Genomic DNA, 20,150 nt, shown 5'->3' with positions numbered 1-20,150 from the left:
TAGGATGGCCAGGTGACCGAAGTGCTGAGGCTGCTCACGCGGGCGCAGAAGCTGTTACGGGCGGCGGCGGACGAGGCCATGAGCCGCCACGGCGTGCGCGTGGGCCAGAACCTCGTGCTGGAGGTCCTGTGGGAGACCGACGGGCTGACGCCGGGGGAGCTGGCGGCCCGCCTGCAGGTCACCACTCCGACCGTCGTCAACACCGCCACCCGGATGGAGGCGGCCGGACTGCTCGTGCGGCGCCGCGACCCGGCGGACGGCAGGCTCGTCCGGCTGCACCTGACCCCGAAGGCCCGCGCCGCGGAACAGCCGATCGCCGAGGCCAGGCGCCTGCTGGCCGAACACGCCACCGCGACCCTCACCGACGAGGAGCGGCGCCATCTGCACAGCGCCCTCGAGAAGATCATCGAACGGATGACCGCATCCACCCCGCCCTCCGGCCCCGGTGAGGACGGGGACTGAGGAGCACCCGCGTCCGACCAGGGTCAGCACTTCCCGTTCCCGCTCGGTGACGCCCTCGATCGGCCGCGGGGAGCGTTTGCCACCGACGTGCCTAATGCCGTGTGCGTCATGATGGGCCCGTGGATTTTGAGCCGTACCGGGGTGAGCTGGTGGCGTACTGCTATCGGTTGGCAGGGTCGTTCCACGAGGCCGAGGACTTGGTGCAGGAGACGATGCTGCGGGCCTGGAAGGCCCGGGAGCGGTACGACCGCACGCGCGCGACGGTGAGGACCTGGCTGTATCGGATCGCGACGAACGTCTGCCTGACGGCGATAGAGGGGCATGCGCGGCGGCCGCTGCCGTCTGGGCTTGGGGCACCCAGCGACGATCCGGGGGCACCACTCACGCCGGCGTTCGATGTTCCCTGGCTGCAGCCGTTTCCCGACGCGCGGTTCGACGTCGGCGTGCGGGCGGACATGCGGCTCGCGCTGGTGGCGGCGATGCAGATTCTGCCGCCGCGGCAGCGTGCGGTGCTGGTGCTGCGTGAGGTCTTGGAATTCAGTGCCGCCGAGGTGGCCGACCAGCTCGGCACCACGGTCCCGGCCGTCAACAGCGCCCTGCAGCGGGCCCGTGCCGCGCTGACGGAGGCAGGCGGAGTCGAGGAGATCAGCGAGCCGGACGACCCTCAGGTGCGCGCGGTGATCGGGCGGTATGCGCGGGCGTTCGAGGCGGCCGACGTCCCCGCGCTCGTGCGGCTGCTGACCGACGATGCCGTCTTGGAGATGCCGCCGGTGCCGCTGTGGTACCGCGGCAGCCATGACTACGGCCTGTTCATGCGCCGTGTGTTCGGTATGCGCGGGACGGGCTGGGGCGTCCGGTGTCTCACCGCAAACGGGCAGCCGGCGCTCGCCGCTTACGCACCCGAGCCCGGCGGCGGGCATCACCTGCACACGCTGCAGGTGTTCACGGTCACCGGCGGCCGGGTTGCGCGCAACGTCGTGTTCGCCGATCCAGCCGTGTTCGAGGCCTTCGACCTGCCCCGGCGGATTTCTTTCGACGAGTTGGATCGGGAGCGATGAGTTCGGCCGACGCCGCCGGTACGTACCAGTGAGCATCGACCGAAAGGACACTCATCGTGAGCGTCATCGTCATTGAGTTCATCACCCTCGACGGGATCGTCTCCGATCCCGACGGGTCCGCAGGTACACCGACGGGCGGCTGGGCGTTCAGGCACGGCCCCGAGACGGTCGCCGGGGACAAGTTCCAGCTCGGCAGCGCACTGGATGAAGGCGTCATGGTGCTGGGGCGCAGCACCTGGCAGCTGTTCTCGCGGCTGTGGCCCGGACGCGACGATCCGTTCTCCACGCGGATGAACGCGGTGCCGAAGCTGGTCGCCTCCCGTACGCTGACCGACACCTCCGCATGGGCGAACTCCACGGTCATCGACGGCGACCTCGTCGACGCCGTCAAACGCGAGCAACGTGATGTGATCATCACCGGAAGCTTGAGCGTCGTGCACGCGCTGATGGCCGAGGACCTGATCGACGAATACCGGCTGCTGACGTTCCCCACGATCCTCCGCACCGGCGAGCGGCTCTTCCCCGTCGGCGGGTCACCCGCCTACTTGGAGTGCCTGTCGGCCGAGCCGGCCGGCGCCGCCGTTCTCACGCGGTATGGGAGGGCGACACGATGAGCGGGCCGCGCGCGCCCCACACGAGCAGACTCACCATGAGGAGGTAGGAGGCGCCCCCCGCCCAGGCAACCGGGCGGCCGTTACGGGATCCATGCCCCGAGGCCAACCCGGCCGCCGCCGCCGTGGCATCGGCCCGGAGACGTACGCACACAGGCCGACCCGGCCGCGCGCGTGCCGCCCACGTCGACGGCGGACGCAGCGCCGCAGCCCACTCGCGCCGGATCGGAGCCTTCGCCTTTCGAAAGCACATCCCACTCGGCGCTGATGTGAGCGACCGGGGAATCAGACGTCACCCTTCGCCGACGCCCTTGGCCATGACGTGCTTGCGCAGGCCCGGGTCGTGCGGATGGAGTTGATATCCGCCCGTGTCGCGGAATCCGAGCCGCCGGTAGACGCGTTCGGCGCAGTCGTTGCCCGTGATGACCCACAGCTCCACGCGAGAGCGCCCTGTCTCGCGCGCCCAGGCCACCACCTCCACTGCCAGCCGCTCGGCGATCCGCCCGCCTCTGAGCCGGGGACGCACCCACATGCCGAAGAGTTCCACGGCCCCGGCCCGGTCTGCCGGGACACGCCCCGCGGCCACCCCCACCGGCACGTCCGACTCGAACGCGGCCACCTTGACACCGTCCTCGGTCCACGCGCGCCACCGCTCCTCGTCGTAGGCCCGCTCCTCTTCCAGGTTCCCGTGGAAGATGCCGGGCGCGTCGGCGAGCGCCGCCAGGCGCAGACGGCGCCAGGTACGCCAGTCGTCACCGTCGAGACGGCGTATGACAACCGGATTCATGCTCGCCCTCCCTCGCTCTTCCTCGGAAGATCCTCCTTCTGCCATGGTCGAGATCCGGGCCGGCCTGGACAACGGGCTCGGGCATGATCGATCCGTGCGGCCGAGAGGGAAGAATGAGCATTCGCGTGGGTGGCGTGGTCATCGACGCCAACGACCTCGACGGGCTCGCCGGGTTCTGGAGCCGACTGCTGGAGCGGGACATCACCCGTCGTGAGGACGACTGGATCAGCCTCGGTCCCGATCTGGCCCTGCAACGGGTCCCCGAACCCAAGGCCGTGAAGAACCGCATCCACCTGGATCTGGTCACCGACGACTTCGCCGCCGCGGTCGCCCGCGCCGCCGCGCTCGGAGCCACCCCGGTAGGGGAGATGCACGAGGATCTCTGGCAGGTCTGGCGGGATCCCGAGGGCAACGAGTTCTGCGTGTGCGTGTCCTGAACCGACCGCGTTAATGATCACACCCGGGCCCTGTGGCCGCCGCGCCCCGGCGCGCGTGTGCTCGTCCGGCGGGCGCGGCTGCCCGCCCTGTGGGGACGGCGTCAGCGGCCACGCCGGACACGGGCCTCGTCCCACATCGGCTCGGCGCTCTCGTACACGGTCCCGTCGGCGCCGAAGACGAGGAAGCGGTCGAAGTCGGCGGCGAACCAGCGGTCGTGGGTGACGGCCAGGACCGTGCCCTCGAAGGCGTCCAGGCCCTGCTGCAGGGCCTCGGCGCTGGCCAGGTCGAGATTGTCGGTCGGTTCGTCCAGCAGCAGCAGGGTCGCACCGGACAGTTCCAGCAGCAGGATCTGCAACCGCGCCTGCTGCCCGCCGGACAGGGTCTCGAACCGCTGCCCGGCGGCCGGCGCGAGCTCGTAGCGGGCCAGCGCGGCCATGGCGTCGTTCAGCGTGAGCGCATACCCGGACGTCACCAGCTCGGCGGGGGTGCGTCCGTGCAGCTCGGGCCGGGCATGGGTCTGCACGAAGTGGCCGGGCACCACCCGCGCGCCCAGCCGTACGCGACCGCTGTGGCGCACCGAGGTGAGCGCGCCCAGGGCAACCGGATCTGAGGCAACCGGATCTGAGGCAACCGGGCCTGGGGTGACCGCGTGGCCCGCGGCCTCTGCCAGCAGCCGCAGGAAGTGCGATTTGCCCGAGGCGTTCGACCCGAGGACGCCCACGCGCTCGCCGTACCAGACCTCCAGGTCGAACGGCCGCATCAGCCCGGTGAGCTCCAGGCCCTCGCACACGACGGCGCGTTTGCCGGTCCGGCCGCCGCGCAACCGTATCCGCACGTTCTGCCGCCTGGGCGGGCGCTCGGGCGGGCCCGCCTCCTCGAACCGCTCCAGCCGGGTGCGGGCCGCCCGGTAGGCGGACGACAGCGCGTCGTTGTTGGCCGCAGTCTGCCGGAGGGTCTGCACCAGGCGCCTGAGCTTGGCGTGCTCCTCGTCCCAGCGGCGGCGCCGCTCCTCCAGCCGGTCGATGCGGTCACGGCGGCCCTGGGCGTAGGTGGCGAAACCCCCGCCGTGCACCCACACGCCGCGCGATTCCACCGTGACGATCCGGTCCGCGGCCTCGGCCAGCAACCGCCGATCGTGGGAGACCAGCAGCACGGTCTTCGACGTGGCCCGCAGCCGCCCTTCCAGCCACTGCTTGGCGGGCACGTCCAGGTAGTTGTCCGGCTCGTCCAGCAGCAGCACCTGGTCCGGGCCGCGCAGCAGCGCCTCCAGCACGATGCGCTTCTGCTCCCCGCCCGACAGCGTGCCCACCGGCCGTCGCCGGACCACGTCGTAGGGCAGGCCCAGCGCCGCCGTCGCACAGGTGTCCCACACCACCTCCATGTCGTAGCCCCCGGCGTCGGCGTAGTCGCCGATCGCCTGCGCATAGGCCAGTTGCGCCGCCTCGTCGTCACGCGCCGCCAGCGCCGACTCCGCCCGCCCCAGGGCCGCCGCGGCGGCCCTGACCCGCTCCGGAGCCACGGACAGCAGCAGGTCGTGCAGGGTCCTGTCGTCGCGGACACCGCCGATGAACTGCCGCATCACCCCCAGCCCGCCCGAGTGGGCCACCCGGCCGTCGTGCGGGCGCAGGTCCCCGGCGATCAGCCGCAGCAGGGTCGTCTTGCCCGCGCCGTTCGGCCCCACCAGCCCGGCCTTGACGCCGTCGCCGACGCGGAACGACACCTCGTGCAGGAGCAGCCGCCCGTCCGGCAGCACGTAGGTGAGCCGGTCCACCTCCACATGTCCCGCCACCGTCGTCCCTCCCCACCCTCCCGACCAACGTTCCAGTCACCGGATCAATGATCCGGTGCTCGACCGCCATACTAGACTCGCCCCCGGACGATGAGGAGGACCGGAAGTGGCGGGGAAAGGCTCGGGATCGGCCGGGGACGTGTGGCTGCGGCCGCCCGCGCGGGCGGCGCGCGAGGCGCCCCCGCTCAGCCGGGACCGGATCGTGGAGGAGGCCGTCGCCCTCCTGGACGAGGAGGGCGCCGACCGGCTGACCATGCGCCGGCTCGCCGAGCGCCTCGGCACCGGTTCGACCACCTTGTACTGGCACCTGAAGACCAAGGACGACGTCCTCGACCTCGCCCTCGACGCGATCTTCTCGGCCGTCGAGATCCCCGCTGACGACGGCGGGCACTGGCGCGCCGCCGTCACCGCGCTGATCGGCGGGTGGCGCGCCGTCCTCCTGGACCACCCCTGGTCGGCCGCGCTGCTGGGCCGCCCGATGCTCGGCCCCAACGTGCTCGCCCGCAGCGAGTTCCTGTACGCCACCCTCGTGAAGGCCGGGGTCGTCGAACCCCACCTGACCGCCGCGGCGTACGGGCTGTCCAACTACGTCATCGGATCCGCGCTCATGCAGGCGACCTGGACGGCCAGGGGACAGCAGGCCGCCGGACAGGCAGCCCGCGAGCAGTTCCGCGCCACGAGCGACCGCTATCCCGTCCTCGCCGCCCATGGCCCCCTGGTCGCGGACGCAGACTGGGACACCAGCTTCGCCATCGGCCTCGACTGGCTCCTGGACGGCATCCAGGCCGGCATCCACGCCGGCACGGCCGTCGGCGAGGCGCCCGAGCGGCCCGAGCAGGAGTAGCCGAGGCACGGGTCAGGCGCAGCGCCCGCGCGCCGTCGGCCGCGACGCCGGGATCAGGGGTTGAGGGGAGACCCGGGCGCCTGGGTCAGTCGCACAGGACCCGGGTCAGGCGCCGGGAGGCGAACCAGACCCCCGCCCCGGCCAGCACGACCAGGTAGGCCGCGTGCCCCAGCAGCCCCCACCCCAGCATTCCCATGCACAGGCCGCGCACCAGCTCCACCGCGTGGTAAAGCGGCGTGAGCTGGATCAGCACCTCGATCCCGACAGGGTAGTCCCGCACGGGGGAGAACGTCCCGGAGAACAGGAACAACGCGAACTGCCCCGTGCCCATCAGGTCGAAGTCCTGCCAGCCGCGCATCAGCGTGCTGACGGCCATCCCCAGCCCGCCGAAAGCCAGCCCCACCAGCACGGTCGCCGGAAACGCGGCCAGCGCCCAGCCGGGCTCCGCCAGCCCCATCACCACCATCACGACCAGGAAGATCGCGGTGTAGAGCGAACCCCGGACGATCGACCACACCAGCTCGCCCACCGCGATCTCGATGGGCCGCACCGGCGTCGCCAGCACCGCCTCGAACGTCTTCATGTACTTCAACTTGAAAAAGAAGTTGAATGTCGTCTCGGCCAGCGCCCCCGACATCGCCGACACCGCCAGCATCGCCGGCGCGACGAACGACGCGTACGACATGGTCCGCCCGTCGACCGTCAGCTCACCGATCAGCGCGCCGACGCCGACACCGATCGACAGCAGATACAGCAGCGGCTCGAAGAAGCCAGACAGCAGCACGATCCAGTACGACGGCCCGGAGCGCAGCGCGCCCACGTTGCGGCCGATGACGGCGCCCACCCGGCCGGGGGAGACCCGGGACGCCACCAGCGTCGTCACCATCAGTCCTCCAGCTTCCGACGGAACGCCCGCACCGCCAGGAGAAGACCCGCCACAGCCCACACCAGCAGATAGCCGGCATGCACCGGAACCGGCCAGGCCGGGGCCCTACCGAGCGTCGCCGCCCGGCACAGCTCCACCGCATGCCACATCGGCGAGGCGTACGCCAACGGGCGCAACACCGCCGTGAGCTGCTCGACCGGGAAGAACACCCCCGCGAACAACGTCGAAGGGATCACCACGAACCGGAACAGCAGCGAGAAATAGCTGTCGTGCTCGATCGTGGCGGCGAACGCCGTCACCGGCGCCGCCACCGACACCGTCAGCAACGCGCACACCAGCGGGGTGACCAGCGCCCACGGCGAGTGCAGCCCGCCGAAGAACACCACCACGACCAGGAAGGCCACGACCGCGACCGTCACCCGGAAGACCAGGTAGAGCAGATGACCCCGGACCATGTCCGCCGGCCCCACCGGCGTGGCCCGCATCGCGTGATAGGCCCGGACCCACTTGAAGTCGCCCAGCACCGAATAGGTCGACTCGCCCACCGCGATCTGGAAGGCCGTCGACGCGAGCACGCCCGGCACGATCCACGACAGGTAGTCGACCCCCTGCACCCTGCCGACATAGCTCCCCACACCGATGCCGATGCTCAGCAGGAACAGCACCGGCAGCACGAACGAGGAGAACACCGACGCCTGCCACAGCCGCCGGTAGAGGGTCAGGTGCCGCTCCAGCACCGCGACCGTCGGATGAACCGCCCGCGCCGGAGCCGACTCGGTCCGCAACGCCATCTCAATCCACCAACGTCCGGCCCGTCAGATGGAGGAACACATCCTCCAGCGTCGACCGCCGCGCCAGCACGCTCGACGGCTCCAACCCGCGCCGCTGGATCTCGGCCAGCGCGGTGTCGCCGTCGTCCACGTAGACCAGCACCCGGTCGGGCAGCGGATCGACCCGCTTGCCCACCCCCTCCAGCGCCGTCGCGTACCGCGGCCCCGCCTCCGGCATGCCGGGGAAACGCAACTCGACCACCTCGGCCGTCGAATAGGTCTCGATCAGCGACCTCGGCGACCCCTCCGCCACGATCCTGCCGCCGTCCATCACGACCAGCCGGTCGCACAACTGCTCCGCCTCGTCCATGTAATGCGTCGTCAGCACCAGCGTGGTGCCCCGCTGCTTGAGCCGGAACAACCGCTCCCACAACAGGTGACGGGCCTGCGGGTCCAGTCCCGTCGTCGGCTCGTCGAGCAGCACGAGATCCGGCTCGTTCACCATCGCCCGCGCGATCGTCAGCCGCCGCTTCATGCCGCCAGACAGCGGCTCCACCTTCCCGCCCGCGCGGTCACCGAGCTGCACGAACTCCAGCAACTCGTCGGCCCGCCTGCGGCTCTCCGCCCGTGACAGCCCGAAATAACGGGCGTACGTCACCAGGTTCTCCCGCACCGTCAGGTCGGGATCGAGGTTGTCGAGCTGAGGACACACCCCCAGACGCGCGCGGATCCTCGGCCCGTCGTGCACCGCGTCCATGCCCAGGATCCGCAGCTCCCCGGCGGTCGGCGTGGACACACACCCGATCATCCGCATGGTCGAGGACTTGCCGGCCCCGTTGGGCCCGAGGAAGCCGAACGCCTCTCCCGGCGCCACATCGAGGTCGATCCCGTCGACGGCGGTGAACTCCCCGAAACGTTTGACCAGGCCACGCGCGTAGATCAGAGGTTGATCAGCCACGATCCGAGACCCTAACCAACGGCCCCGACATTTCCGCAACAGGTTATCCGCGCCACCCGGCCGGGCCCCGCCCCGCCTCCCCGGCGACCCCGCCAAGGACGGCCGCGCCGCACCTGATCCACCAACACCCTGCCCCGTATCCGGACGCCCCCCGGTGGCCGTACGCTGACTTGCGTGAACACGTTCGAGCTGGGCACCGACGGCCCGCGAGTGATCCTCGTCGGCATCGACGGCTCGGAAACCTCCCTGCGCGCCGCCGCGTACGCCTGGGGCCTCGCCCGCCGCCAGGGCTCGCACGTCGTCCTCGTCTACGTCACCAACCCCGGGACGATCAGCACGATGATGCCGGCCGCGTCGGCCTCGGTGATCGAGGCGGGGGAGGAGATCGCCGCGGACCTGCGCGCACAGGTGGAGCACTTCGCCCAGACCGCCCACTCTCGCGTCGACTACACCTTCCGCACCGAGTACGGCGACGCCGCCGGCGCCCTCACCAAGATCGCCGACGAGATCAAGGCGGACGCGGTCGTGGTGGGAGCCTCCACACAGGCCGGCCACCGCTTCATCGGCTCGGTCGCGCTCCGCCTGGTCCGCACCGGCCGCTGGCCGGTCACCGTCGTCCCCTGACCCGCCGCACACCCACTGGAGCCCCGGCTCAGCGGCGGTCCGGGCCCGACACGTCCAGCGCCCGCAGGCCCTCCAGCACCCGCAGCAGCGTCGCCTCGTCCGGGCCGTCCGCCCGCGCGCCCACCGGATGCCGCCGCACCCGCCGCGGCAGCGCCCCCGTCAACGCCTCCGCCGCCGGCCGCCCGCGCGGCCCGGAACCGGCGGCCGGAGCACCCGCCGACCCCGGCGGACGCGGTCCCTCCACCGGCGAGATGGCCAGCTCGCACCAGACGATCTTGCCTCGATCCGGCGCCGAATAGTGGCCCCAGCGCCGGGCCAGGCTGCCGACCAGCGAGAGCCCCCGGCCGCTCTCGCGCAGCTCGCCTGCCTCCTCGTCATGCGGCACCGGCTCACGGTCGCTGACGTCCCACACCTCGATGAACAGGCTGCGCCGCCCCGGCGCCACCCGGACCCGCAAGGCCACCGTACGCAGGGCCACCGGGAACATCGACGAGGCCACCGGCGGGCTGACCACGGCGTCCGTCGCCCGCACCGCGTTCGTCACCAGCTCGGAGACGACCAGCTCCGCCGTCTCGGCCAGGTCCGCGAGCTCCCACCCCCGCAACTGGCACCGCACGAACGCGCGCGCCCGGCGCGGGGCGGTCGCGGCGGAACCGAACACCTTGTAGGCGGTCCTGCGGCCCTCCTGCGAGGGGAAGGGAGAGATCAGCATCGCGCCGGCCGGGCCTGGGCGGACCGGCCGGCGAGGACCGGGACGGCCGGCCGGGGAAAACCCATGCCTCCGATCATCTGTCATGAACGGCTGCAAAGTGACGGGCTTCACGGCATTCGCCTAACTTTCTCCTTCCGCTCACTCATCGGACACCGCCGTACCTGACAGGGGATGGCAGGAACACGTGGCACGCTGGACACATGAACGGACACGCCACCGGCACCTTCGACATCACCAACTGGACCGAACTGGCCATCGAGGAGAAGGAAGGCGCCACCTTCGGCCGCAACCACATCACCAAGACCTTCCACGGCGACCTCGTCGGCACCAGCACCACCGAGATCCTCACCGTCGTCACCCCTGACGGGCCCGCCGCCTACGTCGGCGTCGAACACGTCGAAGGCACCCTCCACGGCCGCAAGGGCACCTTCGCGCTCCAGCACAGCGCGGCCAGCCACAACGGCGAACAGTGGATGAAATGGCAGATCGTCCCCACCAGCGGCACCGGCGAACTGGCCGGCCTCACCGGCGAGGGCACCATCCGCGTGGAGGACGGCCACCACTACCTCCTCGACTACACCCTCCCCGAGGCCTAACCGGCCCCCATCCGGGTAGCCGCCGGTCCATGGTGAAATCCGCTGACCGGCGGCCCGCGGACGACCCCGTCGCCGCGCCTGCCACCCCCCGAACCCCGGTACCCCGCGTCGCCGTCATCGCGCACCGCAAGAAGACCGTCGGCGGCGGCCTCGACGAGCTCCGCAAGCTCATCACCGGCTACGACGTCGACGACCTGCTCTGGTATGAGGTGCCCAAGAGCAAGAAGGCCCCCAAGAAGGTCCGCCAGGCACTCAAGGACGGCGCCGAGCTGTTCTTCCTCTGGGGCGGCGACGGCACCGTGCAACGCTGCGTCGACGCCCTCGCCGGCAGCGACGCCACCGTCGCCATCATCCCCGCCGGGACCGCCAACCTCCTGGCCCGCAACCTCGGCATCCCCGAAGACCTCCCCGAGGCCGTACGGATCGGCTTCGAGGGCCGCCGCGCCAAACTCGACCTCGGCAAGATCAACGGTGAGCACTTCGCGGTCATGGCAGGCGTCGGCTTCGACGCCGAGATGATCGCCGACGCCGACCGCGGCCTCAAGGACCGCCTCGGCCGCTTCGCCTACATCTGGACCGGCCTGCGCCACGTCGGCGGCGCCGTCACCCCCATGAAAATCAAAATCGACGACAACGACTGGTTCGAGGGCGACGCCAGCTGCGTGCTCGTCGGCAACGTCGGCACCGTCACCGGCGGCGTCGACGTCTTCGAAGACGCCCGCTACGACGACGGCTGGCTCGAAGTCGGCGTCTCCACCGCGGAGGGCCCCATCCAATGGGCCCGCACCCTCGGCCGCATGAGCGCGGGGAACGCCGAGAAATCCCCCTTCGTCCGCATCACCCGCGCGCGGAAGATATCGGTCAAACTCCGCACTCCCATGGCGTACGAACTGGACGGGGGAGCCCGCGACCGGGTCAAGCGCATCACGGTCAAAGTCGCACCCCAGGCCATCACCGTCTGCCTGCCCGACACCACCGCCTGACCACGCACGTCGCGGACGCTCCGCGCCCGGTTCAGGGACGACGCCAACCGTCCGAACTGGCCGGGCGCCTCGAGACCTCGACCCCGAGGAACGCATCCGCTTCCGCACGCTCCTGGCCTCCATCGCCGCCGGTCGCACCGTGCTGCTCAGCACCCACATCGTCGAGGACGTCGCCCAGACCTGCCGCGACACCGCCGTCATGGCCCGCGGCCGGGTCGTCTTCAACGGCCCGGTCGCCGACATCGTCCAGCAGGCCGAAGGGGTCACCTGGGAACTGGTCGGCCAGGGACCGCCACCCGCCACCGGCGTCGTCGTCTCCGCCGTCAGCCACTCCGACGGCACCCACTGAGGGGTACGTCGCGCTCATGCATGCGAGCACGAGCGGCTGAACAGCGGGGGAGAGGGGAGTGGTGACTCTGTGTGATCGCCGGATCGGCCACTCCCGCCGACGCACGGGACCAGGAAGGCTTTCCGTCGGCTCCCAGGGACGTAGAACACCCGGTGGGTCGGCCGCCCAATACTCCCAGCCGCGCAGGGCGGCGCAGAGGTGGTGCTGATCCGGGCGCAGCATCACCACATCGATGTCGCCGTGATCACGAATGTGATGGTCCACGGCGAGTTCGATGGCGAACCCGCCGGCGATCTACCAGGGGCACGGCATCGCGGAAAGGAACGAGGCGACGTGCGCGGGCGTCGGAGGTTCCCACCGCCCGTACCGAGCAACGATCGTCCTCATGCCAGAGGCTCACCCGCCTGCGTGTCAGCTCCACCGATACGGGACAAGGTCGTACGCGGGCACGGACCGCGGGAGGAGTGGCCGAAGTAGCTTACTTGACATAATGTTCATTATCGAGCAATGCCGAAAGGGGCTCCAAGGGCGGATGGCCTGGAGTTTCGGGACGCCCGTCGAGGCGCACATGACCATCTCCGCGTCGTTGCCGCGACGAGGCGTCAGCCGATCTGCTTGGCCGGCCCGACGGCGACGCCTTAAGGGCGACGGATACAGCAGAGCCGGTGGACGTCCTTGTACTGCACCGCCTCGCCGACAAGTTCGGCGCCGTGGGTGCGCAGGCGGGCGATGACGTCGTCGATGTCGACGGCGAACATGATGCGGCGAATGCCGAGCGTGTTCGCCGGGGCGTCCTCCGACACGCCGCTGATCGCCGACGGCGTGTGGTGCTTCGCCAGCTAGATCCGCCCGTGGCGGGCTGCATCATCGCGATGTCGACTCGCTGGTCGTCGAGCCCGACGAGGCGTGCCGCCCGACGCCCCTCGACCAGCGCCTTGCCCTCAGCGCCTTGCCCTCCAGCTCCAAGCCGAGTTCTACGACACCGTGGGTTCCAAGATCTTGCCCGACCCGCCCGCCCCCTCCATCCGACACGGCAAAGACTCCTACTACTAGCTATACCGGACAGAAGGTGAATTCTGTCCGGTATAGCCATGAATGTCCGGTCTCTCTGTCGACGACCCGTCGCTGCTCGATCGACTGCTGCTCGCACCGCATGAGGGTGCCGCTCACGTGGGCGAACACCTCGGTCATCCGTGGCCCGGTGGGCTCGCTCCGGCGATCTCGATTCCTCGGCCGATCCAGGTCGCCGGCACGCCGCTCCCCCGCTTGCCGGCCCGATCAGGCGGTGACGAGGCGGTGGCCCTGGCCGAGGTGCCGTTCGAAGAACCGTAGTGAGCTGTCGGTCTCGAACTCGGGAATCTCCCCATGCTTGCCGGGGTTGGCGTGCAGCGTCTTCTCGGTGGACGCCAAGGCGTCGAACAGCGCCAAGCCCTGGGCCCGCGGCATCCGATCGTCGTCCCACTGCAGCAGGAACTGCACCGGGACGGTGATCCGCGCCGCGGCCTCGGCCGATGCCAGCGCCCCGCCCAGGCCCAGCACCGCCGCGCGGACCCGGGGTTCGGCGGCGACGAACGGAACGCCGAGCCCGCACCCCAAGGACACGCCCCAGTAGCCCACCGGGCCGGTGCCGACGTGCTCGAGTCGCTGGAGCGCCGTCAGAACCGCCCGCCATTCCGGGACGGTCTGGCGAGCCACGAGCGCCTGGAAAGCGGCGATCAGCGGAGCCGGCTCCTCCCCTGCCGCCACGCGAGCCTGGTTCTCGGTCGCGATCTTGTCGTACCTCTCGTCCTTCGGCCGGTCGCCGTGGCCGGGCACGTCCACCGCGGCCACCGCGAAACCACACTCGGCCACGAAGCGCCGCGCCCGGGCCACGATGTCGGCGGCCTTCTTGTGCCGGCCGCCGCCGTGTCCCATCAGGACGAGGGGCCGAGCACCGGTGGTGCCTTCCGGCGTCCAGAGCGCGCCGGGGATCTCATCGAGGGTGAAGAGTTGTTCGCGGACGCCGTCGGACGACGTCTCAGAGATGAAGCGCAATGCGATTCATGCCTTTCGGGATGCCTTGTGCGGGCACTCCCCTAGGCCATGCGAAGGAGGGAGCCCCGACCTGTCACAGCGTTGATCGGTCTCACCTCCTCGGTTCGCAGCGATGCGCGGCGACCGCGAACTTATCACGGATCTCACAAGGAAGGTACTCGCCCCCACCGCGTCACGAATGGGCGCAGATGTGGTGTTGCCACATTCCTGAGGTGACGATAGCGTGAAAAGCGTGACTGCCGGGTCGGCCATGGGCCATAAGCGAGTGAGGCACCCGGCCTCTGCGTGAGGGCCGGGCGGGCGCGAGGCCCGCCGTATCTCTGACCTCCTGATTCGGAATTCTTCTTCCCGCGTATCGGTGCGCCCCTCGGCGTCGGCGAAAGCGTCGCCACGCCGCTCTTTGGCCTGCGCGTTTCCCTCATTCCTTCATGACCGCCGTCCCTCATTCGGCGACGCGGTCGATTCGCCATGCCCGGAACAAGAAAGCAGAGAATGCCGTACGACTTCAACCAGCAGATCATTCAGGAATTCCGCGCCAACCGCGGAAAAGTGGGCGGCCCTTTCGAGGGAGCCAGGCTGCTTCTCCTGACCACCACCGGCGCCCGCTCGGGAGTCCGTCACACCGTGCCTCTCGGCTACCTGCATGACGAGGGGGGCCGCATGCTGGTCATCGCCTCGGCCGGCGGTGCGCCGCACCACCCGGCCTGGTATCACAATCTGCGTGCCGACCCCCACGTCACCGTAGAGACGGGCGTCTTCACGATCGAGGCCGAGGCCGCCGTTCTGGAAGGCGAGGAACGCGAGCGCCTCTTCGCCCGTGCCGTGGAAGCCGACTCCGGCTGGGCCGACTATCAGGCGAAGTCCGGCCGTGTCCTGCCCGTCGTCGCGTTGACTCCGCGCTCCGCTTCCTTCCCGGACCTTCCGGAAGGCGAGGTGCTGAAGGCGATCCACGACGCCTTCCGGCGGGAACTGGCCCTGATCCGCGCCGACGCCGCCGCCTCCGGCCCGCGTGTGGGGGCGCAGTTGCGCGTCAACTGCCTGACCGTGTGCGGTGGGCTGCACCACCATCACACCGCGGAAAGCGGCCAGTTGTTTCCGTACCTGCGTGACCGCCACCCCGAACTCGACGCGGTCCTCGATCGTCTGCACGCCGAGCACACCGTCCTGGGCCGCCTCCTCGACGACCTGCGGAAGCTGCTCTCAGCGGAACCGGCCGGGCTGCTGGCCGAGGTGGACCGGCTCGTCGCGGAGGCGGAGATCGACAACCATCTCTCCTATGAAGAACGGCACCTGGTCCCCCTGTTGAACGCGCTGCCGCCCCGGCACGAGGATCATCTGAACGTCACGCGCGTCCCCGCCACCTCCGACGACCAATCCGCCGTGACGGCCACGATCCGGGCTCTGGTCACCTCTCATGGCCTGCCGCCTGTCCCGGGCCACCGGGCGTCCCGCGTTCAAGGTGGACCAGCGCCTGGCCCCCGCCCATCCGTACCCCGCCGCCTTGGACGACGTCGTGACCGTCTATCGGAGCCTGCTCCAGCAGGGTGTTCCCGCCGATCGCATCATCGTGTGCGGCGAGTCGTCGGGCGGCACGCTCGTCCTTTCGGCGCTGCTGGTGCTCAGGCAGGCGGGCGATCCCCTACCCGGCGCGGCCGTCGCGATTTCCCCGCTGACCGACCTGACCCTGTCCAGCCGGTCCCTGGACACCAACGACGGCCGGGATGTGATCAACCGTCGTGTCGCCGAACACGTCGTCACCCAGTATCTGGCCGGGGCCCGCGCCGATCAGGCTCCTCAGTCTCCGCTGCACGGCGACCTGCACGGCCTGCCTCCGCTCCTGCTCGTGGCGGGGACCGCAGAGGTGCTGCTGGACGACACCCGTCGCTTCGCCGCAGCCGCCTCGGCCGCCGGCGTCGACGTGACCCTCGACCTGTACGAGGGCATGCCGCACGCGTTTCACGCGAGCGTGATGGCGCAGGACCCGCCTCCCATCGCCATGACGTTCCTGCGCCGCCTCACCGACTGGGTCGCTGCACCCCACGCAAGGGGCCCGGGGTCGCGCTGATCGGCCCATGGACGCCCCTGACCGCCCGAGCAGCGCAACCGGCGCGGAACAGCTGCTCGGGCGGCCGCCTCGGGGCCCACGCCTGTCTCACCCGTCGCTGGATATGGATTCCGAGGAATATAGTGTCTCGGAAGCTACTTACGGCGGGAGTACATCTGTGAGCAAGGAACAGCGCGCTCGGATCGACGCGATGATGCGGCAGCCGCGGCCCGTGGGCCCCCGGTCGGTCGAGGCGATCCGAGCCGGATTCACGGCGCTGATGGCCCAGATGATCGTGCCCGGCAACATCCGCGTCACGCGGACAACGCTGGGCGACCGGCCCGCCCTGCGTGTCGAGCCGGACGACGCGCGGCGCGCCGGGACGATCCTGTACTTCCATGGCGGAGGCTGGGTTTTCGGCTCTCCTGAGACCGCCCTGTCGCTGACGGGAAACCTGGTGGCCAAGACCGGCTTCGGGGCGTACTCGGTGGACTACCGGCTTGCCCCCGAGCATCCGTTCCCGGCCGCGATCGACGACACGCTGCGCGCCTACCGCGCTCTCCTCGACAGCGGCGAAGACCCCTCGACCATCGCGTTCGCCGGCGACTCCGCCGGCGGCGGCCTCACCGTCACCACCTGCCTCGCCGCCCGCGACGCAGGTCTTCCGCTGCCCGCCGCCATCGTGGCGTTCTCTCCGGGCCTCGACGCCACCCGGACGGGCGAGAGCATGGACACCAAGGAAGGCATCGACCCGATCTTCACCCGCGAGGCCGTCGAACACACCGGGGCCATGTACCTCGCCGGAGCCGACCCGCACCAGCCCCTGCTCAGCCCGGCCGTCCTGGCCGATCTGACCGGCTTCCCCCCGATGCTGCTCCAGGTGGGCACCAATGAGATCCTGCTGGACGACTCCACGCGCCTGGCCGCGCGCGCCAGGGCGGCCGGCGTGGATGTCATCCTGGACGTCACCGCCGGCGTGCCGCACGTGTTCCAGTCGTTCGCCGGTGCCTTGGACGAGGCAGACGAGGCGCTGGACCGCGCGGCTGTCTTCCTCGGTCAGCGCATTCGCGCCGGGGGCTGAGCGCCGGGGACGGTGGATGAGGCATTCCGGCGGGTGCCGAGCGTGAGGAGCAGCGAAGCCGCTGTCAGCGCCACACCGAACCAGACGACACTTGTGACGCCCAGGTGATCGGCGAACAGTCCGCCGAAGAGCGCCCCGAGGGCGATGGACGTGTTGTACGCCATGGTGTTGAGTGACATCGCGGCTTCGAAGGTGTCGGGCGCGGCGGCTTGCGTCATGTTGACCTGGGAGAGTTGGACGACGCCGAAGGAAATCCCCCACAGGATCAGCGTGATGATCGGCCCGGCGAGTCCGTGAGCGATCGTGAGCAGCAACAGCAAGGACGTCACGAGTCCCGCGCAGCCGGCGATGAAGCTGCCCCGCGCGTTTCTGTTCACCGTGTATCCGGCGAGGAAGTTCCCGGCCGCGCCTCCCGCTCCGTAGACCATCAGCGCCGCGGTGATGAAGAAGGGCGTGGCGGAGGTGCTCTGCTCCAGGTAGGGGCGGACGAACGTGTACGCGCCGAAGTGGCCGAGCACGAAGAGTACGACGGTGAACAGCACCAGACGCAGCGGCGCGTTCTTCAGCGGGAGCCCGAAGACTTCCCGCACCGAGACCGCGTTCGTCGATGGCAGCGACGGAATGGCGGCGACGACCGTGAGGCACACCAGTGCGCTGAGGCCGGCCCAGATCAGGAACGTGGTTCGCCAGTTGGTGAGGCTTTCCAGGACTGTTCCCAGCGGTATGCCCACGACCGCGGCGATCGAGATTCCGGACATCACGATCGCGGCCGCCCTGCTCGCGTGGCGTTCGCGAACAAGGCGCATCGCCATGCTCACGCCTATGGCCCAGAACACTCCGCTGGCGAAGCCCATGATGAGCCGTGTCGTCAGGACCAGCGGATAGTTCGGCGAGATGGCGGTGATCGTGTTGCCCAGGGTCAGTATCGCCAGGAGCGTGGACAGCAGGACGCGCCGGTTGACGCGCCTGGTCCAGGCCACGATGAAGGGCACGCCGAGCCCGGCTGAGACGCCGTACAGCGTGACCATCAGTCCGGCGGTGCCCACGGATATACGCAGGCTTGCGCTTATCGGAGTGAGCAGGCCGACGGGCATCAGCTCGGTCGTGAGGAAGACGAAGAGGCTGGCGGTGATCGCCGCGACGCCGAGCCATGCTCTCAAGGTCGAGTGCGCGTGTTTGTCGTAGGTGACCAATTTCGTTCTCTCTGATGGTTGGTCGTCCGCCGGCCGGTGGCACCTGGCGGCTCCGCGCGGCGGAGGTGGTCGCCTGCGGCCGTGAGCTCGACGGCCGCAGGCATCAACAAGAGTGCGTGACCACCGATCAATGAGTCCAACACATACTTTTCATCGGTATCGATCGTCATTCACTATGGTTTGGTGGAGCTGCAGCAGCTGAGATACGTCGTAGCGGTCGCGGAGACCAGGAACTTCACCCGGGCGGCCGAGCGCTGCCGTGTGGTGCAGTCGGCGCTGAGTCATCAGATCGCCGCTTTGGAGCGGGAGCTGGGCGCGCGGTTGTTCGAGCGGACCAGCCGGCGTGTGCGGCTGACGCCGGCCGGGGAGGCGTTCCTCGCCGCGGCCCGGGAGTGTCTGGAGGCCGCGGACCGCGCGCGGGCCGAGGTGGCGGCGGCCACCGGGGAGATCCGCGGGCGGCTCGCCGTCGGCACCATCCCCACGGTGGCGGCCGTCGACCTGCCGGTCGCCCTGAGGGACTATCGCCGGCGCTATCCGCGGGTGCGCATCACGCTCACCGCGGCGGGCAGCGACGAGCTGATCGAGCGGGTCCGGCAGGGCGGTGTCGACGTCGCGTTCCTCGGTCTGCCGCCGCGCGTGGGACCCAGGGGCGTCCAGAGCCGCCGCCTCGGCGGGGGTGAGCTGGTCGCCGTGGTCGCGCCCGATTACCACCGGGTGGAGCAGGAGGTGGATTTGCGGGGCCTGGCGGACGAACCGTTCATCGACTTCCGTGTCGGCGCGGCCGGTCGAGCGCAGTCGGACGAGGCCTTCGCGGCCGCGGGGGTGCGGCGTGAGGTGCCTTTCGAGGTGTCGTCCGCCGATCTCATGGTCGATCTGGTGCGGCAGGGCCTCGGGGTGGGCATGTTGCCCGCCGCGTACGCGCCGCGCTTTTCCGACCTGCGGGTCATTCGTCTTCGCGATGCTCCCACGCGGGTGGAGCACCTGATCTGGGACAACCGGCCGTCCCCGGCGGCCACGGCCTTCCTTGAGCTGATTCGTGCCGATCCTTCGGACTTCAGCGGAGTTACATGATTACAATGCAATCATGATCTTATCCTTTGACGATGTGGCCTCCGGGGCGATGATCACATGATCGTCGAGTACATCCGCTACCGGATCGACCAGCAGGACGCGGAAGAGTTCGAGGCCGCCTACAAACGTGCCGCGGTTCCCTTGGCGGCCGCGCCGCAGTGTGTGGACTACGAACTGTCCCGGTGCGTGGATGAGCCCGAGTGGTACGTGCTGCGCATCACGTGGACCTCGGCGGACGATCACCTGCAGGGTTTCCGCGGTGGCGAGCACTTCGGGGCGTTCTTCTCCGCGATCAAGCCCTACGTCCGGCAGATCGAGGAGATGCGGCACTACGAGCGCACCGCCGTGCGCGGCACCGGCTCCTCGGTCCCGAGCATGTACGACTGGGCGGGTGGCGCCGAGGCGTTGGAGCGGCTCACCGAGACGTTCTACGATCAGGTCCTCAGGGACGACCTGATCGGCCCCCTCTTCGCCCACATGGACCCGGGCCACCCCAAGTACGTCGCGATGTGGCTGGCGGAGGTCTTCGGCGGGCCGTCCCGCTACACGGACGAGCGGGGCGGCTACCACCACATGCTGGTCCAGCACCTTGGCAAGGCCATCACCGAACCTCAGCGCCGCCGCTGGGTGAATCTCCTCATGGACGCCGCCGACGTGGTCGGCCTGCCGGCGGACCCCGAGTTTCGCGCCGCCTTCGCGAGTTACATCGAGTGGGGCACCCGCCTCGCGTTCGCCAACTCCCAGCCCGGCGCCCGCCCTCCGCAGCAGGCTCCCGTCCCCCGCTGGGGCTGGGGCGTCGCCCCGCCCTACTCCCCCACGTCGTGATCTGACACGGCCGGCGGGGGTCGCCGGCCCTCGCC

At 70.1% G+C, this 20,150-nt stretch carries 22 protein-coding genes and 1 pseudogene; 14 read left to right on the top strand and 9 right to left on the bottom strand.

Going from position 1 to position 20,150, the window contains the following annotated elements; genetic code table 11:
• Positions 1 to 12: 12 nt before the first annotated feature.
• The 3 genes from FLW16_RS09910 (at position 13) to FLW16_RS09900 (ending at position 2,134) form a co-directional block, all read left to right on the top strand.
• Positions 13 to 462 carry a MarR family winged helix-turn-helix transcriptional regulator gene (locus FLW16_RS09910; protein WP_142559693.1) on the top strand — a complete coding sequence of 150 codons (450 nt, stop codon included), beginning with the start codon at positions 13 to 15 and terminating at the stop codon, positions 460 to 462.
• Between the two features lie 119 nt (positions 463 to 581).
• Entirely contained in the window at positions 582 to 1,520 is a 939-nt protein-coding gene (locus FLW16_RS09905; RefSeq protein WP_142559692.1) for a sigma-70 family RNA polymerase sigma factor, read from the top strand.
• Between the two features lie 56 nt (positions 1,521 to 1,576).
• The gene (locus tag FLW16_RS09900; RefSeq protein ID WP_142559691.1) at positions 1,577 to 2,134 is read left to right on the top strand and encodes a dihydrofolate reductase family protein; all 558 of its coding nucleotides are present in this window, start codon (positions 1,577 to 1,579) and stop codon (positions 2,132 to 2,134) included.
• A gap of 289 nt (positions 2,135 to 2,423) precedes the next feature.
• Here the strand turns inward: FLW16_RS09900 and FLW16_RS09895 are convergent, their stop codons facing one another.
• Positions 2,424 to 2,918: a GNAT family N-acetyltransferase gene (locus FLW16_RS09895; RefSeq protein ID WP_221890982.1), complete on the bottom strand. Its 495-nt coding sequence runs from the start codon at positions 2,916 to 2,918 to the stop codon at positions 2,424 to 2,426.
• Positions 2,919 to 3,043: 125 nt separating this feature from the next.
• On the opposite strand from FLW16_RS09895, the gene FLW16_RS09890 reads away from it, so the two are divergent.
• Positions 3,044 to 3,355 carry a VOC family protein gene (locus tag FLW16_RS09890; protein ID WP_260615126.1) on the top strand — a complete coding sequence of 104 codons (312 nt, stop codon included), beginning with the start codon at positions 3,044 to 3,046 and terminating at the stop codon, positions 3,353 to 3,355.
• Between the two features lie 101 nt (positions 3,356 to 3,456).
• Here the strand turns inward: FLW16_RS09890 and FLW16_RS09885 are convergent, their stop codons facing one another.
• Positions 3,457 to 5,145 (bottom strand): ATP-binding cassette domain-containing protein, encoded by a 1,689-nt coding sequence (locus tag FLW16_RS09885; protein WP_142559688.1) that lies wholly within the window; start codon positions 5,143 to 5,145, stop codon positions 3,457 to 3,459.
• A gap of 106 nt (positions 5,146 to 5,251) precedes the next feature.
• On the opposite strand from FLW16_RS09885, the gene FLW16_RS09880 reads away from it, so the two are divergent.
• Positions 5,252 to 5,989, top strand: a complete 738-nt coding sequence (locus FLW16_RS09880) for a TetR/AcrR family transcriptional regulator (RefSeq protein ID WP_142559687.1) — start codon at positions 5,252 to 5,254, stop codon at positions 5,987 to 5,989.
• 85 nt (positions 5,990 to 6,074) lie between these two features.
• On the opposite strand, the gene FLW16_RS09875 is transcribed toward FLW16_RS09880, so the two are convergent.
• The 3 genes from FLW16_RS09875 to FLW16_RS09865 are packed head-to-tail and all read right to left on the bottom strand — an operon-like array spanning position 6,075 to position 8,603.
• Positions 6,075 to 6,875 carry an ABC transporter permease gene (locus tag FLW16_RS09875; RefSeq protein WP_142559686.1) on the bottom strand — a complete coding sequence of 267 codons (801 nt, stop codon included), beginning with the start codon at positions 6,873 to 6,875 and terminating at the stop codon, positions 6,075 to 6,077.
• On the bottom strand, positions 6,875 to 7,666 hold the full coding sequence (locus tag FLW16_RS09870) for an ABC transporter permease (protein ID WP_142559685.1): 792 nt from the start codon (positions 7,664 to 7,666) through the stop codon (positions 6,875 to 6,877). The genes FLW16_RS09875 and FLW16_RS09870 overlap by 1 nt, the downstream gene beginning before the upstream one ends.
• A 1-nt stretch (position 7,667) precedes the next feature.
• Complete coding sequence (locus tag FLW16_RS09865; RefSeq protein ID WP_221890981.1) at positions 7,668 to 8,603, bottom strand: ABC transporter ATP-binding protein; 936 nt, start codon at positions 8,601 to 8,603, stop codon at positions 7,668 to 7,670.
• Between the two features lie 174 nt (positions 8,604 to 8,777).
• Here FLW16_RS09865 and FLW16_RS09860 point away from each other — a divergent pair, with 174 nt between their 5' ends.
• Positions 8,778 to 9,227, top strand: coding sequence for a universal stress protein (locus tag FLW16_RS09860; protein WP_142559684.1), 450 nt, complete (start codon positions 8,778 to 8,780; stop codon positions 9,225 to 9,227).
• Between the two features lie 28 nt (positions 9,228 to 9,255).
• Here the strand turns inward: FLW16_RS09860 and FLW16_RS09855 are convergent, their stop codons facing one another.
• Positions 9,256 to 9,939 carry an ATP-binding protein gene (locus FLW16_RS09855; RefSeq protein WP_142559683.1) on the bottom strand — a complete coding sequence of 228 codons (684 nt, stop codon included), beginning with the start codon at positions 9,937 to 9,939 and terminating at the stop codon, positions 9,256 to 9,258.
• Between the two features lie 200 nt (positions 9,940 to 10,139).
• Between FLW16_RS09855 and FLW16_RS09850 the strand changes: the two genes are divergently transcribed.
• The 3 genes from FLW16_RS09850 (at position 10,140) to FLW16_RS09840 (ending at position 11,867) form a co-directional block, all read left to right on the top strand.
• Positions 10,140 to 10,535: a DUF3224 domain-containing protein gene (locus FLW16_RS09850; RefSeq protein ID WP_142559682.1), complete on the top strand. Its 396-nt coding sequence runs from the start codon at positions 10,140 to 10,142 to the stop codon at positions 10,533 to 10,535.
• Between the two features lie 29 nt (positions 10,536 to 10,564).
• Entirely contained in the window at positions 10,565 to 11,518 is a 954-nt protein-coding gene (locus tag FLW16_RS09845; RefSeq protein WP_142559681.1) for a diacylglycerol kinase family protein, read from the top strand.
• A gap of 139 nt (positions 11,519 to 11,657) precedes the next feature.
• A complete protein-coding gene (locus FLW16_RS09840; protein WP_142559680.1) occupies positions 11,658 to 11,867 on the top strand; it encodes a hypothetical protein in 210 nt (69 codons plus the stop codon).
• Positions 11,868 to 12,505: 638 nt separating this feature from the next.
• Here FLW16_RS09840 and FLW16_RS43540 read toward each other — a convergent pair.
• Both FLW16_RS43540 and FLW16_RS09835 read right to left on the bottom strand, forming a co-directional pair.
• The gene (locus FLW16_RS43540) at positions 12,506 to 12,670 is read right to left on the bottom strand and encodes a hypothetical protein (protein ID WP_185949340.1); all 165 of its coding nucleotides are present in this window, start codon (positions 12,668 to 12,670) and stop codon (positions 12,506 to 12,508) included.
• A 475-nt stretch (positions 12,671 to 13,145) separates the two neighbouring features.
• Entirely contained in the window at positions 13,146 to 13,901 is a 756-nt protein-coding gene (locus FLW16_RS09835) for a dienelactone hydrolase family protein (protein ID WP_142559679.1), read from the bottom strand.
• Positions 13,902 to 14,369: 468 nt separating this feature from the next.
• Here FLW16_RS09835 and FLW16_RS45065 point away from each other — a divergent pair.
• The 3 genes and pseudogenes from FLW16_RS45065 to FLW16_RS09825 form a co-directional block, all read left to right on the top strand.
• Positions 14,370 to 15,146 (top strand): annotated as a pseudogene (locus FLW16_RS45065) (nitroreductase/quinone reductase family protein); the annotation flags it as partial.
• A gap of 169 nt (positions 15,147 to 15,315) precedes the next feature.
• Positions 15,316 to 15,966: an alpha/beta hydrolase gene (locus FLW16_RS45060; RefSeq protein ID WP_260615123.1), complete on the top strand. Its 651-nt coding sequence runs from the start codon at positions 15,316 to 15,318 to the stop codon at positions 15,964 to 15,966.
• 157 nt (positions 15,967 to 16,123) lie between these two features.
• Positions 16,124 to 17,026 carry an alpha/beta hydrolase gene (locus FLW16_RS09825; RefSeq protein ID WP_142559677.1) on the top strand — a complete coding sequence of 301 codons (903 nt, stop codon included), beginning with the start codon at positions 16,124 to 16,126 and terminating at the stop codon, positions 17,024 to 17,026.
• Here FLW16_RS09825 and FLW16_RS09820 read toward each other — a convergent pair.
• Positions 17,002 to 18,219: an MFS transporter gene (locus FLW16_RS09820; protein WP_142559676.1), complete on the bottom strand. Its 1,218-nt coding sequence runs from the start codon at positions 18,217 to 18,219 to the stop codon at positions 17,002 to 17,004. The genes FLW16_RS09825 and FLW16_RS09820 overlap by 25 nt on opposite strands.
• Before the next feature lie 183 nt (positions 18,220 to 18,402).
• Here FLW16_RS09820 and FLW16_RS09815 point away from each other — a divergent pair, with 183 nt between their 5' ends.
• Together FLW16_RS09815 and FLW16_RS09810 are read left to right on the top strand one after the other, a co-directional pair.
• Positions 18,403 to 19,290 carry a LysR family transcriptional regulator gene (locus tag FLW16_RS09815; RefSeq protein ID WP_142559675.1) on the top strand — a complete coding sequence of 296 codons (888 nt, stop codon included), beginning with the start codon at positions 18,403 to 18,405 and terminating at the stop codon, positions 19,288 to 19,290.
• A gap of 57 nt (positions 19,291 to 19,347) precedes the next feature.
• Entirely contained in the window at positions 19,348 to 20,115 is a 768-nt protein-coding gene (locus FLW16_RS09810) for a group II truncated hemoglobin (protein WP_142559674.1), read from the top strand.
• Positions 20,116 to 20,150: the final 35 nt, after the last annotated feature.

Source organism: Microbispora sp. KK1-11 (assembly GCF_006874435.1).
In the GTDB taxonomy this organism is placed as follows: domain Bacteria; phylum Actinomycetota; class Actinomycetes; order Streptosporangiales; family Streptosporangiaceae; genus Microbispora; species Microbispora catharanthi.
The sequence above is the reverse complement of the archived record's forward strand: the minus strand, read 5'-3'. Positions and strand labels throughout refer to the sequence as shown.

Bases quoted from the DNA above. Each gene is read 5' to 3' on its own strand.
- FLW16_RS09895 (WP_221890982.1), bottom strand. From the start codon at position 2,918: ATGAATCCGGTTGTCATACGCCGTCTCGACGGTGACGACTGGCGTACC.
- FLW16_RS09875 (WP_142559686.1), bottom strand. From the start codon at position 6,875: ATGGTGACGACGCTGGTGGCGTCCCGGGTCTCCCCCGGCCGGGTGGGC.
- FLW16_RS09870 (WP_142559685.1), bottom strand. From the start codon at position 7,666: ATGGCGTTGCGGACCGAGTCGGCTCCGGCGCGGGCGGTTCATCCGACG.
- FLW16_RS09855 (WP_142559683.1), bottom strand. From the start codon at position 9,939: ATGCTGATCTCTCCCTTCCCCTCGCAGGAGGGCCGCAGGACCGCCTAC.
- FLW16_RS09850 (WP_142559682.1), top strand. From the start codon at position 10,140: ATGAACGGACACGCCACCGGCACCTTCGACATCACCAACTGGACCGAA.
- FLW16_RS09845 (WP_142559681.1), top strand. From the start codon at position 10,565: ATGGTGAAATCCGCTGACCGGCGGCCCGCGGACGACCCCGTCGCCGCG.
- FLW16_RS45060 (WP_260615123.1), top strand. From the start codon at position 15,316: ATGGCCTGCCGCCTGTCCCGGGCCACCGGGCGTCCCGCGTTCAAGGTG.
- FLW16_RS09810 (WP_142559674.1), top strand. From the start codon at position 19,348: ATGATCGTCGAGTACATCCGCTACCGGATCGACCAGCAGGACGCGGAA.